13 protein-coding genes are annotated in these 13,051 nt (G+C 44.3%); 11 read left to right on the forward strand and 2 right to left on the reverse strand.

All coding sequences use genetic code 11. The features are described 5' to 3' along the window. The first annotated feature begins 10 nt into the window (after nucleotides 1-10). The 5 genes from R7070_RS04285 (at nucleotide 11) to R7070_RS04305 (ending at nucleotide 5,307) form a co-directional block, all read left to right on the forward strand. A complete protein-coding gene (locus tag R7070_RS04285) occupies nucleotides 11-1,048 on the forward strand; it encodes an imelysin family protein (RefSeq protein ID WP_033905647.1) in 1,038 nt (345 codons plus the stop codon). Further along, nucleotides 1,029-2,111, forward strand: a complete 1,083-nt coding sequence (locus R7070_RS04290; RefSeq protein ID WP_256900126.1) for a DUF1513 domain-containing protein — start codon at nucleotides 1,029-1,031, stop codon at nucleotides 2,109-2,111. Before R7070_RS04285 ends, R7070_RS04290 begins: the two co-directional genes overlap by 20 nt. A gap of 153 nt (nucleotides 2,112-2,264) precedes the next feature. After that, entirely contained in the window at nucleotides 2,265-3,806 is a 1,542-nt protein-coding gene (locus R7070_RS04295) for a murein L,D-transpeptidase (RefSeq protein ID WP_171346213.1), read from the forward strand. 166 nt (nucleotides 3,807-3,972) lie between these two features. Next, the gene (locus R7070_RS04300; protein ID WP_256900127.1) at nucleotides 3,973-4,521 is read left to right on the forward strand and encodes a DUF882 domain-containing protein; all 549 of its coding nucleotides are present in this window, start codon (nucleotides 3,973-3,975) and stop codon (nucleotides 4,519-4,521) included. Between the two features lie 129 nt (nucleotides 4,522-4,650). Further along, nucleotides 4,651-5,307: an MBL fold metallo-hydrolase gene (locus tag R7070_RS04305; RefSeq protein ID WP_005376855.1), complete on the forward strand. Its 657-nt coding sequence runs from the start codon at nucleotides 4,651-4,653 to the stop codon at nucleotides 5,305-5,307. A gap of 18 nt (nucleotides 5,308-5,325) precedes the next feature. Here R7070_RS04305 and R7070_RS04310 read toward each other — a convergent pair whose 3' ends face one another. Then, a complete protein-coding gene (locus R7070_RS04310) occupies nucleotides 5,326-5,991 on the reverse strand; it encodes a DUF2982 domain-containing protein (protein WP_005376857.1) in 666 nt (221 codons plus the stop codon). Nucleotides 5,992-6,264: 273 nt separating this feature from the next. Between R7070_RS04310 and R7070_RS04315 the strand changes: the two genes are divergently transcribed. From R7070_RS04315 to R7070_RS04340, 6 genes are all read left to right on the forward strand, one after another. Continuing rightward, a complete protein-coding gene (locus R7070_RS04315) occupies nucleotides 6,265-6,669 on the forward strand; it encodes a hypothetical protein (RefSeq protein ID WP_005376863.1) in 405 nt (134 codons plus the stop codon). A gap of 414 nt (nucleotides 6,670-7,083) precedes the next feature. Next, complete coding sequence (locus R7070_RS04320) at nucleotides 7,084-8,175, forward strand: TRAP transporter substrate-binding protein (protein WP_017636112.1); 1,092 nt, start codon at nucleotides 7,084-7,086, stop codon at nucleotides 8,173-8,175. Nucleotides 8,176-8,290: 115 nt separating this feature from the next. Next, nucleotides 8,291-8,830, forward strand: a complete 540-nt coding sequence (locus R7070_RS04325; protein WP_053306570.1) for a TRAP transporter small permease subunit — start codon at nucleotides 8,291-8,293, stop codon at nucleotides 8,828-8,830. Between the two features lie 12 nt (nucleotides 8,831-8,842). Then, a complete protein-coding gene (locus R7070_RS04330; protein WP_005376871.1) occupies nucleotides 8,843-10,129 on the forward strand; it encodes a TRAP transporter large permease subunit in 1,287 nt (428 codons plus the stop codon). 151 nt (nucleotides 10,130-10,280) lie between these two features. After that, the gene (locus tag R7070_RS04335) at nucleotides 10,281-11,636 is read left to right on the forward strand and encodes a cache domain-containing protein (RefSeq protein ID WP_005386831.1); all 1,356 of its coding nucleotides are present in this window, start codon (nucleotides 10,281-10,283) and stop codon (nucleotides 11,634-11,636) included. Continuing rightward, a complete protein-coding gene (locus tag R7070_RS04340; protein WP_005376875.1) occupies nucleotides 11,629-12,267 on the forward strand; it encodes a response regulator in 639 nt (212 codons plus the stop codon). The genes R7070_RS04335 and R7070_RS04340 overlap by 8 nt, the downstream gene beginning before the upstream one ends. Before the next feature lie 40 nt (nucleotides 12,268-12,307). Here R7070_RS04340 and R7070_RS04345 read toward each other — a convergent pair whose 3' ends face one another. After that, on the reverse strand, nucleotides 12,308-12,784 hold the full coding sequence (locus R7070_RS04345) for a MarR family winged helix-turn-helix transcriptional regulator (protein WP_005376877.1): 477 nt from the start codon (nucleotides 12,782-12,784) through the stop codon (nucleotides 12,308-12,310). Nucleotides 12,785-13,051 lie beyond the last annotated feature (267 nt).

Consider the following 13,051-nt stretch of genomic DNA (forward strand, 5'->3'; position numbering starts at 1 on the left):
GGAAGCAACCATGAAAAAAACACTGTTAGTGAGTGCGATTGCCGCAACGTTAAGTTTGGTTGGTTGCCAATCGACCATCGGTTCGAGCTCAGCCAAGCCTGAGAGTACAAGTCATATTTCTCAAAGCGTGTACGAGGTTGAGTTTCAATCAGCTCAGACGTTTTTAGCGCAAACCACAGAACTTGAACAACGCTTCGCAGATTACTGCGCATCAGAGTCGAAAGATGATGCACAAGTAAAACAGCAGTGGCATCAAACGATGCTTGCGTGGATGGCATTACAAGGTCAAGAACGTGGCCCTGCTACGGCGCTGGAGCAAAGCTGGAATGTTCAGTTTTGGCCAGATAAAAAGAACACTACTGGTCGTAAAATGTCTGTATTGACGAAATCTGACCAAGCTTGGAGTGCAGAAGATATCTCCACCCAAAGTGTCACCGTGCAAGGTTTAGGGGCTCTGGAATGGCTGCTTTACGATAAAGCGTCGACCTTATCTAGCAACAGCAATACTTGTGTGACAGGCGTAGCGATTGCAGAAAACCTCGATAACAAAGCGCAGATCATCGCGGATTCTTGGGCAGAGAACCCTTGGAAATCGCTAGAGATGACGGAATGGGAATCTGAGTACATTTCACTGCTCTCGAATCAGCTTGAATACAGCATGAAGAAGTTGAGCCGACCGCTAGCGAAGATTGGTAAGCCTCGCCCGTATTTCTCAGAATCGTGGCGTTCAGAGACCTCGCTTTCAAACTTAAAAGCCAACCTTCAAGGGATGGAAGCGTTGTACTTTGCTAACGGGAATGGTCTAGATGCGCTACTTAGAGAGCAAGGCCATGCAGATCTCGCAGACCGTGTCGTTCATCAATTTGAAATGGCGTTAGAAACTTGGCCAGAGGATAAGAGCTTGTTTGCTGCACTACAAACAAAAGAAGGCTATCGCATGGTGCTCGCTCAATACAACAAGCTAGAGCAATTGAAGTACCTGATTCACGAAGAGGTGGCGATCGAGCTTGGCGTGGTTATAGGATTTAATGCAACCGATGGTGACTGATCAAACCCGCCGAAACTTACTGAAAGCTGCTCTATTCGGAGCAGCTACACCTATGATGCCATTTGGTTGTGCCTCAACAAGCTCACGTGAGCCTGCGTTGATCGGCTGCGCTATCATTGGCAGAGATAAATATGCAGCGGTGGTGGCGGATGAGCATGGTATGCCGCTATCTTCATTGCCGATTCCTGAGCGTGGACATGGTGTGGCAACAAACCAACAAGGCCACGCCGTAGTCTTTGGTCGTCGACCAGGTACTTTCTTCATGGTGTTTGATTATCGCTCAGAGCAGATGATCAAACTGCAGTTGGCAAAACCAAATCGCAATTTCTATGGGCATGGCGTTTACTCCCATGATGGCACGTTGCTATTTGCCACAGAAGGGGAGAGGGGGACAAGTCGTGGGATCATTGGTGTTTATGATGTGCAGAAGCAATATCAAAAAATCGATGAGTTAACGGGTTTTGGCCTTGGCCCTCATGAAGTGATCATGATGCCTGATGGCGCATTGGCGATTGGCGTCGGTGGCGTACACACTAACGGTCGTGAACCTCTCAATCTTGATAGCATGAGACCGAGCCTGAGTTACCTTTCACAGGAAGGTGAGTTACTGGATCAAGTGTCTTTACCGGATCATAAGTTGAGTATTCGCCACTTAGCCCATGACGGTGCGGAAACCGTGCTTTGTGGTCAGCAATATCGTGGTGAGCCGGACGAGTATCCAGCTTTAATCGCCATGCACACACGCGGTGGTGAAATGCAAGATCTTCAAGCCGAGCCTGAAGAGTGGGCGCGTTTCAATCACTACGTTGCGAGTATTGCAGCAACCGATGAATGGATCTTAGCCACTTCGCCTCCGGGCAGTTGTTATGGTATATGGTCTAAATCTACTGGCAAATTGGTAGAGCTAAGTGCGTTACCAGACGCCTCTGGTGTTGTGATCTACGGTGATGAATTCCGAGTCAGTTCTGGCGCGGGAAAAGTGGTAGAGCAAAGGCCTGAAGAGTCAAAAAATACCTTTGCAAGTGGTGTGCAATGGGATAACCATTGGTCGAGAATTATCTAGAAAGATCATCGAGTAAGCACTTATTGAGAATTTTGTTGTCGTTTTCGGCATCAGATTCTTAATTTTAAACCTGCAAGCTGTGAGATATTTGCCATACTTTTTATTATGGCAAGTAGCGCAAGGATCATTTCAGTGTTTGCTAGGGTTTTAATCATGACGGCACTTCTGGTGCCGTTTTGCAGCTTTTCCACCGTCGTTTCTCTCGAAGCTTCAGCGCAAGTCGAGCAAGAGGGAGCGGTACAAAAGCTGTCTGTAGAAAAAATGATCCATTATCCAGAGGTGATTGATCAACTGTATCAAAGCACCAATTACCGTTTGAACTGGGAAAATGAAAGTGATATTGAGCAGTTTCTTTTTCAAGTAAACCTGGTTGCACTTGCGGATGTCACCGATGAATTCGAAAATCAACTTCACCGGATAAACCAAGTAAGGTGGCAGGGAGATAATCTCGATTTCGATTTAGTGATGACAGACTCACTCTTGATGTACCTTAGTTATCTTGAGCAACTCCCCGAAGAAGGGATTAATTGGCTATTTACAGACAAAGCCCATGTTACGTTACCCGCTCCTAGCATCGATACTTTATCGGTTCTGAGTAATGAGATTACGGTTGGCAAACTTGGTCAGTTTTTGGCAAGTCTCCGGTCTCCATTACAAACAGATGATGCTTTCTACTCCGCCTATTCTTCGCTATCGGAACATTCTCAGTACCAATATCCTGCCTATCAACAAACTGGGCTAGCACGTGTTGGCGATATATTAGAAAACAGACCCCTGTTGATTGAGCGAGTGGAGATCGTAGGCGTAGATGTTTCTTACTTGGATTTAGTCACTGAAGAATATGACGAACAATTAGAGCTTGCGATAAAAGAGTTCCAGCGTATTCATGGTTTGAAAGAAGATGGCGTTATCGGCCCGAATACCATTCGATGGATCAACTTTTCTCCTCAAGAGAGATTGCATCTGCTGGCGTTGAATTCTGAGCGTTCAAGAATTTGGTCGAAAGAAAGGGATAATGTTGTCTTTGTTAACGTGCCTGGATACGAAGTCACGTATTGGCATGACGGTCAACCCTTGTTTGAGTCTAAAGTCGTGGTAGGGAGAGCATCAAGAAAAACGCCCATCATGTCGGTAGCACTGGATTCAGTTATTCTCAACCCAACTTGGAACGTGCCTTGGACTATCATGGTTAAAGACATTATTCCTAAAGTAAAACGTAATCCGATGTATTTGATTAACCATAACATTCAAATCATTCGGTCTTGGACTTCGAACGAAATTATTGACCCTACAACCATCAATTGGGCAACGGTGAATCCGAGAACATTTCCTTATCGTATGCGACAGGCGTCGGGCTTACAAAATGCACTGGGATTGTACAAGTTCAATATGCCTAACCCACAAGCTATTTATTTGCATGACACGCCAAGTAAGAACTTGTTTGAACAGGACAGACGCGCATTCAGCTCAGGATGTGTCCGTGTCGAACATGCAGACCAGTTAGCAGAACTTCTGTTCAAAACTCAGGGGTTGGAAGAACGTTTAGCGAAAAAGCGAGAAAGTTCTCGTCGGTCTAACACGTCAGTTCCTTTGGGAGAGCGCATTCAAGTACACATCATTTATCAAACAGCATGGTTGGAAGAGGGAACGCTTTACTACCGTGATGATATCTATAAGTACGATCACCGCAGTTGAAATCTTTAAGGAAAATTTACAAAACGAAGAATTCTCTTTTAGTTCAATAATTAATCAATAATTACTGCATCTGAAAATCAAGATGGAGTGTTTTATGCGTTTGACGTGACAAATGTGTTTGGTTAATGTCCACGACTTGTCTAGTTGTTGAGCACTGTATTTTGAAATGGTAAGTCGTAACTTTTCCCGCCGAGATTTCCTTAAAATGACCGCTGGTGGTGTGGTGTTGGCGTCTGCCCTGCCATCATTTTCTTGGGCTTCACTCCCTGACGAGCCACGTGCGCTGGCGATGAACAACCTTAATACTGGAGAGATCCTCGAAACATGCTATTTCGATGGAAAACGATACATTAATGATGAACTTCAAAGGCTGAATGAGTTTTGTCGAGACCATCGACGAAATGAGGTTCATCCCATGGATCGACGCTTGTTCGATCAAATAAGCCAAATTCAAAAGTTAATTGGTACAGAAGCAGAGGTGATCGTCATTTCAGGTTACCGTTCTCCTGCCACTAATGCCTCGCTGCGCAACGGGTCTTCTCGTGTAGCGAAAAAGAGCATGCACATGGAAGGAAAGGCCATTGATTTCCGTTTAGACGGTGTGAAGCTTTCAGCAGTTCGTGATGCTGCATTAAGCCTAAAAGCCGGTGGCGTGGGTTATTATCCAGGCAGTAACTTTGTTCATATCGATACGGGTGCTGTTCGTTCTTGGTAGTGCCAGTTGAGACAAGGTTTCTAGTCTCAGAACGTCGTCGATTACCCACAGTTCAAAGCTTGAAGTCGCTAGGCCTTAGTGTCATAGTTGCGGCAGTTTTCACGCAAATTTATTCGGTATAGGTTATCTATGGCTCTGAAATACCAAGTTGTTCCAGTAACATCTTTCTCTCAAAACTGTTCTATTGTCTGGTGTGACGAAACCATGAAAGGCATTGTGGTTGACCCTGGCGGCGATGAAAAGCAGCTCGCTATGCTTATCAAAGAGCTGGGTGTTGACGTGGTAAACCTCGTGCTAACACACGGTCACTTGGACCACGTAGGTGGCACGGAGCCGCTGTCTGCACTGCTTGGCGGTACAGAGATTGTTGGTCCTCACAAGGCAGATAACTTCTGGTTGCAAGGTTTGGAAGGTCAGAGCCAAATGTTTGGTTTCCCGCTGACAGAAGCGTTTGAACCGCACCAATGGCTAAATGAGGGTGACACTGTCACTTTCGGTAATCAAGTGCTGAACGTATTCCATACACCTGGTCATACACCTGGTCACGTTGTGCTTTACAGCGAAGAAGCGCGTTTAGCGTTTGTGGGTGACGTTTTGTTTAACGGTAGCATTGGTCGAACTGACTTCCCACAAGGCGATTTCAATACGTTGATTAGCTCTATCAAAGAGAAATTGTGGCCTTTAGGCAATGATGTCACGTTTGTCCCTGGTCACGGCCCTCAATCGACTTTCGGTCACGAGCGTAAAACTAACCCGTTCGTTGCTGACGAGATGCCGCTTTACTAAAAGTGCGTGTACTAAGCATTATTCTGGCTCGGCGGCAGCTAAGTATCGCCGAGTCAGTCCCACAAAGTCCTCAGCCTCACGATCTAGATCACTTGCTGATATAAATAGATCGTAGCCGTAGAAACCTCTCTGATACTTCATCCGGTTGGCGAGCATCGCTAACAAACCTTTGTACTCAATCCCATCTCTGTTTATATACGGTTTAGGGTCAAGCACCATATCCTCAAACTTATCTTCACACTGATTTTGTTTCGCGCCCAAGTAAAGCAGTGCTCGCTGGCTGAGGAGAATTTCTGTCGCTATACGAGGGCAGATTGAATTTAAGTAGGGTGAGTAGTGTTTTAGACGAATACCGATCCAAGGTAGCGGTTGGTGCCACCCTTCCTGTTGGTAGCTACAAATACCGATTGACTCAATATTTCGCCATCGGACGACCCAACCCCCTTTAAAAAGGTGTTGCTGAAAGTGAGAAGCTGTCAGCGTAAAAGTGACTTGGCTTTTCTTAATCATCAAGATGGCGAAACCAACGATTGCAGACATCAAAATGACCGACAACATGGCTTGCTTCCATCCCGGAGAAATGGCAACCAAAAACAAAGTGATGAGTGCAACGAGCAACAAAAGTATTCTGTTGATAGGGGAGTCGGGTTTGAAATGTGAATTTGTTAGGTGCAGCGTTTCCATGCTTATAACCTCATCGAATACTTGTCCAAAAATAAGTGGGTAGCTTTATGTGCATTGATTTGCATTTAAAATAAAACAAACCTCTGTTTTTATACCCAGTATTCAATAAATCCGTTCATAAAATATCTGATTAAATAGTAGACGTTCTATGCTTTGAGCGCATTTTTCATCGCGTTTCGCCGCTAAAACCTACAAATTGCTTGTGAATTTTGGTATAAAACGCGCTTCAAATTTTCATCCCTGCTGAGATGCAGTGAACTGGAGAAATATTCAATGAGACTTGCTCATAAGCGTAAAGTGCAGATGAAACTGCAAAAACGCATTAAAGCGACAGTAGCAAACTTAGCTGCAGCACCTAAAGCAGTGAAGCCTGTTGCGGAAAAAGCAGTAGCACCTTCTGTTGCTGAAAAAGCTGTTGCGGAGAAAGTAGTAGCTGATAAAAAAGTAGCTGCAGTGAAAACAGTTGATGTTGCCCTTACTCCTAAGCAACAACAAGTATTAGACATCGTTATGGCGAATGCTGAAGGTATTAACCCTAAAGGCATCGGTCTAGCTGCAGGTCAAGAAGATACTAAAGCGGCATCATGGGCTACTGGCGCACTAAAGAAGCTTCTTGAAGAAAACCTAGTTCAAAAAGAGCAGTTAGCAGGTAACAAAGTTATCTACAAAGCAGTTTAATTACCGCTACCGTTCTGGATTGAATACCTCGGCCGATGCCGAGGTATTTTTTTATCTTGGTATTGGAAATAATGCATTAAGTACTGACTTTAACACTACCAATAAGTGGTTTGTCACATTTTCTTAAATACTATGTAAATTTTTTGGCAGAAAAATACGTACGTATTGTCTTTTATTTTTATTCATAGATAAAAATATAATTTATTGATTTTGCTATTAACAGTCTTTTGTCATGACGATTGTCCTACGTACTTGTACGTAATACCTTAGGCTAATGCCTTATTGATGAATTACTCGCTTCCGTGTTCATGCCCATTTCGCATTAGACAACATTGTTACATCTTTTATACCGAATACAGCCAATCCTAATGAAATGGATGACAACAATAACCTTGGTGATAAAGGACGTGAACGATGAGTCTAATCCAAAAATCTTTAAAACGAGTGCTCAAAACAACCGCTGTCGCTGCCGCGATGGCACTCGCAGCGACTTCTGTAAACGCTGCTGAAAAAGTCTATCGTTTAAAGCTTGCTGAAACTTGGGGGCCTAATTTCCCAATTTTTGGTGATACCACAAAAAACATGGCCAAAATGGCGGAAGAGATGTCCAACGGACGTTTGCAAATCCGCATTGATTCCGCAAACAAGCATAAAGCGCCTTTTGGGGTGTTTGATATGGTTAAGTCGGGTCAGTATGACATGGGTCACTCAGCGTCTTATTACTGGAAGGGTAAGGTTCCAAACACACTTTACTTCACTTCTATGCCCTTCGGTATGTTGCCAACTGAGCAGTATGCATGGTTTTACTACGGCGGTGGTATGGAGCTGATGGAAAAAGTGTACTCTCCACATAACTTGATGTCTTTCCCTGGCGGTAATACCGATACTCAGATGGGCGGGTGGTTCCAAAAAGAGATCAAGTCCGTCGAGGACTTACAGGGTTTGAAAATGCGTATCCCAGGGTTTGCTGGTGAGATTTTGGCTGAGTTAGGTGCCAAGCCAACGAATATCGCCCCTGGTGAGCTATATACTTCTCTAGAGCGTCGCACGATTGATGCCTTGGAATGGGTTGGTCCATCGCTGGATCTACGTATGGGCTTCCACAAAATCGCGCCTTACTACTACACAGGTTGGCATGAGCCAGCGACTGAGCTTCAGTTCCTCGTTAACAAGCGTACCTGGAATCGTTTACCTGATGATCTAAAAGCGATTTTGCAAGTAGCCATGAAAACGGCCGCTTACGATATGTACACGCAATCGAAACACGAAAGCGGCAAAAACTGGGCATCTATTAAGTCTGAATACCCAAATGTTGAAGTAAAAGATTTCCCACCTGAAGTAGTAGCTGCGTTGAGAGAAGCAAACGATCGTTTGTTGAAAGAACATGCAGAAAAAGATGCTTTGGCGAAAGAGATTCAAGAGTCGCAAGCGAACTATATGAATCAAGTTCGACCATGGTCAGATATTTCGCACCGAGCGTACTTAAACAGTCAAGCTCAACAATAACGTTGTGAAGCAGGCGATGCCGAGAGGTTTAGCCTGCTATCGAAGCCCAAGAAAACTTCATAATGAATGCTCCGCACCATAGCGGAGCGCATCTAAACGTTCCACGGAGTTCGGAATGAGAAGTCTTATTTATATTGAGCGATTATTTAACCGCTTTAGCGATTTTCTCGGATGGTTATCCAGCATCCTGTTTATTTTGTTGTTAGCAAACGTTGTGTACGACGTTGTCATGCGTTACGTGTTTAATGATGTGTCTATCGCATTCCAAGAAATGGAATGGCATCTATTCTCTGCCGTGTTCTTGCTTGGTGTGCCTTACGCAATTAAGTCCGGTGGCCATGTTCGCGTCGACATTTTTTATGAACGCTTATCTTACAAAGCACAATCCATCATCGACATCATAGGCACACTATTTTTCTTATTCCCTTTTTGCCTACTGGTAGCTTGGTTTGGTGTTGATTTCGCTAAGGAAAGTTACGCGTTAGGCGAGACGTCTGGTGACCCAGGTGGCTTACCATATCGTTGGATTATCAAAGCGATGATTCCGCTGTCATTTTTCTTTATGGCGGTGAGTGGTATTGGATTGTTACTTCATTCAATCAACAAAATTGTCAACCCTCATCTCATCTATGCCGGTAATAACGGTAAGTCGTAAAAGGAAGTCATTATGATCGGTATAGTGATGTTTTTTGTTGCGCTCTTTGCGCTTCTATTGGGATTTCCCGTTGCCTTTACTTTTGGTGGTATCGCGCTGATTTTTGGTGTTTGGGCTGAAGGCATCGAGATGTTTGCTTTTATGCCATATCGAATTCAGTCCATTATGGAAAATACGGTGCTAATGGCCGTACCGCTGTTCGTTTTTATGGGGCTAGTGCTACAGAAAACGAAGCTTGCTGAACAGCTACTAGAATCAATGGGGCGTTTGTTCGGTGGCGTTCGCGGTGGTATCGCTATTTCTACCGTGTTAGTTGGCGCATTGCTTGCAGCTTCAACGGGTGTGGTAGGCGCATCAGTTGTTGCGATGGGCTTAATATCTCTTCCTGTGATGCTAAAGTACAATTACGACAAAGGTTTAGCGTGTGGGACTATTTGTGCGTCTGGCACGTTGGGCCAAATTATCCCACCTTCTATCGTGTTGATCTTGTTGGGTGATGTACTTGGCGTACCGGTAGGGGACCTATTTCAAGCTGCGATCTGGCCCGGTATTACACTTGTTGGCGCCTATGTGATCTATATTCTCATCTACGCGAAGTTGAACCCTCAAGCCGCACAGGCGATAGAGCGTGATGAGTCGATCAGTCGTAAACAAGAAGTGCTCACCGCACTGAAAGCTGTATTGCCACCTTTAGCATTGATCATCGTGGTATTGGGCTCCATCTTTGCAGGGATTGCAACACCAACAGAGTCAGCGGCACTGGGTGGTGCAGGTGCGATAATTTTATCGCTATTGTATAAACAGTTTAGTTGGTCGATGATTTATGATGCATCAAAAGAGACAGTTAAGGTAACCGCAATGGTCTTTGCGATCTTACTTGGTGCGACCGCCTTCTCAATGGCATTTACCTACACCGGTGGTGATTATTTAGTTGAAGAGTGGATGTTAGAACTGCCGGGTGAAAAGTGGGGATTCCTTATTATTACCATGGTGGTGATTCTGATTTTAGGTTTCTTTATCGACTTCGTTGAAATCTGTTTTATCATCGTGCCAATTATTGCGCCAGTCGCTGAATTGATGGGCATTAATATGACGTGGTTTGCGATTCTTATTGCGATGAACTTGCAGACGTCGTTCCTCACACCGCCATTTGGCTTTAGTTTGTTTTATCTAAAAGGTGTCGCTCCAGCAGGGGTTACTACGCGTGATATCTACAAAGGTGTGATGCCATTCATCGCGATTCAGATTGTTGTGTTGGCGTCTTTGCTGTTTTTCCCAGGTTTTTACGGTATGAGTTAATCACTCGATAATAAAGAGATTTTGTGAACTGAGAGTTTTTACCTTTTGAGACAAGTTGTTAAGCTGTTAATTATGTCTATGCAGACACAATCGATTCGTTTGTACTGCTAAGATAGTAAGCTGTAAAGGCAGCGTTTCATGGAGGGAAGGGATGCCTCTCAAAGCAAAGTTAATTCTGCTGACACTGATACCCGTGGTATTGGTGTCAGCGAGTATCAGCTGGATCTCTATCTATCAAACCAAGACCCTTGGCAAAAGGGAGGTAGAGATCTTTCATCAAAACCTGATCCAATCAAAAGAAGCGGCGCTGAAAGATACGGTCGACGTCGCTTTTGACTCCATTTCTTACATCTACAACGATCCGACTTTAGAAGAGAGTGTTGCCAAAACGCGTGTGAAAGCGATTTTAAATCGTTTGAGTTATGGGTCGGACGGCTATTTTTTTGCTTATGATAAATATGGTACCAACCTTGTACACCCAGTTCTTCCGGAGCTTGTCGGGGAAAACTTACTCTATCTTGAAGACGAAAATGGCGATCGCTTAATCGAAGCTTTATTGTATCAAGCGCAATCAGGTGGTGGATTTCATCAGTACCTATGGCAAAAGCCATCTACAGGTGAAGTCGTCCCTAAGCTTAGTTACGCTGCATGGCTCGATAAGTGGGAATGGATGATAGGGACTGGGCTGTATATTGAGGATGTCAGCCGAGAAGTCGCCAATATGCGCGCGGCAGTGAACAAAAATATCGAAACGACATTTTTCTCAGTCGTCGTGATCTTAGCGGTGACCGTTGCTGTAATCATTGTTCTCACTTTGGCGATCAATCTGCACGAGCATCGCCTCGCTGATAAGAACCTGAAAGAATTGGCACATAAAACCGTGATGTTCCAAGAAGATGAGAAAAAGCATTTAGCGCGAGAACTGCACGATGGAATCAATCAGTTGTTAGTCTCCAGTAAATGTCATTTAGACTTAATGAGTCATAGACTTGAAGACGAAAAACTCAAATCCCACTTAGATAAATCACAACGATCGCTCGTCACCGCGATAAATGAGGTGCGGCATATTTCTCATCAGCTCCGTCCAAGCGCCCTCGATGATATCGGTTTAGAAGCAGCACTGACGACCTTGCTACAGGATTTTCATTCCCATTCCGGGATTGATATCGAGAGCAATTTCGATACTCAGCAGCACAAACTGACTTCGGAAGTCGCAACGACGCTATATCGCGTCGCTCAGGAGTCTTTGAATAACATTGAAAAACATGCGCGAGCGAAAAAAGTAACGGTTACTTTGCAAAAAATGGGCAATATGCTGCAATTACTCATACGTGATGATGGCGTTGGATTTGTGGTTAACCAAGCAGTGCACCAACAAGGGATTGGGTTAAGGAACATGCAAGAGCGTGTAGAGTTCATCGGTGGTGAATTTGAGCTAATGAGTGAGCTTGGCTTGGGAACAGAGATTACTGTGCTGCTTAATTTGGATGAAATAGTTTATGGATAAACCGATTAGTGTAGTGATTGTCGATGATCATCAAGTGGTATTGGATGGCTTCATGGCTCGTTTGGAGTTAGAGCCTGACATCGAAGTGGTGGGTACAGCAAGCAATGGCTTGGAAGCGATAGAGGTCGCAAAGCACTTGCAACCGGACGTCATATTGATGGATATCAGCATGCCAATAATGAACGGTATTGAAGCGACTGGTGTGATTAAAGAAGCTCGCCCAGAGAGCAAAATACTTATGTTGACCATGCACGATAATCGCGAGTACATCATGAAGGTCATGCAAGCTGGTGCCGTAGGATATATGCTCAAGGAAATCTCGGCCGAGAAAATGGTGCAAGCAATAAAAACGGTTAACCAAGGCTCGACGTATTTCTGTGAATCCGTCACACAAACACTCTTTACCCAAGAAGTGGTGCCTGCCACGCAAAAAACGAATCCTCTCAGCCGCAGGGAAGAAGCGGTACTTAAATTAGTTGCTCAAGGAAACAGCAGCAAGAAAATCGCCACTTTACTCAATATTAGTTATCGAACGGTAGAGACGCATCGCCATAACATTAAGCACAAGTTGGACTTACATTCGACGGCAGAGTTAGCAAAATATGCGTTTGAAACTGGGTTGACTGAGTAGGAGAGTAGTGCCCGCAAAAAGCGAGCACGTGGGAGCGAAACTAATCGGCTTTGGTAATGCTACCAAGCTCTAGCATTGGAGCAACATCGATGTCCTCTGCATTCATCATCGTCGAGATGCGTTGAACGGAAGATAGTAGAAGGGATTGCTCCCATTCTTCCAATTTTTGGAATCGATTAATGAAGTGCTCTTGCAGCGGCGTTGGTGCTTGTTTTAAGGCTTCTTGGCCCTTGCTCGTAAGTACAGCATGCACTTTACGCTTGTCTTGAACACTGCGCTGACGCTCAACAAACTGGCCTCGTTCTAGTCTATCTAGAATGGTCGTTGCGGTCGCTTGGCTCATGTTAGTGTGGCTAGACAACTGTTTAATCGTCACGTTATCTAAGTCATTGATAGCGCGCATCAAAATCAACTGTGGAGCAGTCAATCCAGACTCTTTGCTCAGCTTTTTAGAATGTAAATCAATAGCGCGGATGATCTGACGAATCGAGACCAATACTTCTTCGTACTTTTCCAATTTATTCATCCAGTCTGTAGGGAACATTTATCGAGGCGACACTAACTTAAATGCGCCCTTATTTAAAGGGGGGAAATCAAAAATTACCTCTACAATTTTACGCCGTGTCCTCAATACCATTTTGTCGCGCCTTTTCGACAAAATAAGAAGAGCTAAAATTATTATAGCAATAAATGTTTGTGGTCTAACTATTGTAGTAGTGATTTGTTCTATCAAAGGCCGTAATCACACAGTGAAAAGTAAGTTATTGGATTTTTTAATAGCAAA

Source organism: Vibrio sp. 1557, assembly GCF_033340175.1.
Classification (GTDB): domain Bacteria; phylum Pseudomonadota; class Gammaproteobacteria; order Enterobacterales; family Vibrionaceae; genus Vibrio; species Vibrio alginolyticus.

Excerpts from the sequence above, each read along its gene's own strand:
- R7070_RS04285 (WP_033905647.1), top strand. The coding sequence starts at position 11 with ATGAAAAAAACACTGTTAGTGAGTGCGATTGCCGCAACGTTAAGTTTG.
- R7070_RS04290 (WP_256900126.1), top strand. The coding sequence starts at position 1,029 with ATGCAACCGATGGTGACTGATCAAACCCGCCGAAACTTACTGAAAGCT.
- R7070_RS04295 (WP_171346213.1), top strand. The coding sequence starts at position 2,265 with ATGACGGCACTTCTGGTGCCGTTTTGCAGCTTTTCCACCGTCGTTTCT.
- R7070_RS04300 (WP_256900127.1), top strand. The coding sequence starts at position 3,973 with ATGGTAAGTCGTAACTTTTCCCGCCGAGATTTCCTTAAAATGACCGCT.
- R7070_RS04305 (WP_005376855.1), top strand. The coding sequence starts at position 4,651 with ATGGCTCTGAAATACCAAGTTGTTCCAGTAACATCTTTCTCTCAAAAC.
- R7070_RS04310 (WP_005376857.1), bottom strand. The coding sequence starts at position 5,991 with ATGGAAACGCTGCACCTAACAAATTCACATTTCAAACCCGACTCCCCT.
- R7070_RS04315 (WP_005376863.1), top strand. The coding sequence starts at position 6,265 with ATGAGACTTGCTCATAAGCGTAAAGTGCAGATGAAACTGCAAAAACGC.
- R7070_RS04320 (WP_017636112.1), top strand. The coding sequence starts at position 7,084 with ATGAGTCTAATCCAAAAATCTTTAAAACGAGTGCTCAAAACAACCGCT.
- R7070_RS04325 (WP_053306570.1), top strand. The coding sequence starts at position 8,291 with ATGAGAAGTCTTATTTATATTGAGCGATTATTTAACCGCTTTAGCGAT.
- R7070_RS04330 (WP_005376871.1), top strand. The coding sequence starts at position 8,843 with ATGATCGGTATAGTGATGTTTTTTGTTGCGCTCTTTGCGCTTCTATTG.
- R7070_RS04335 (WP_005386831.1), top strand. The coding sequence starts at position 10,281 with ATGCCTCTCAAAGCAAAGTTAATTCTGCTGACACTGATACCCGTGGTA.
- R7070_RS04340 (WP_005376875.1), top strand. The coding sequence starts at position 11,629 with ATGGATAAACCGATTAGTGTAGTGATTGTCGATGATCATCAAGTGGTA.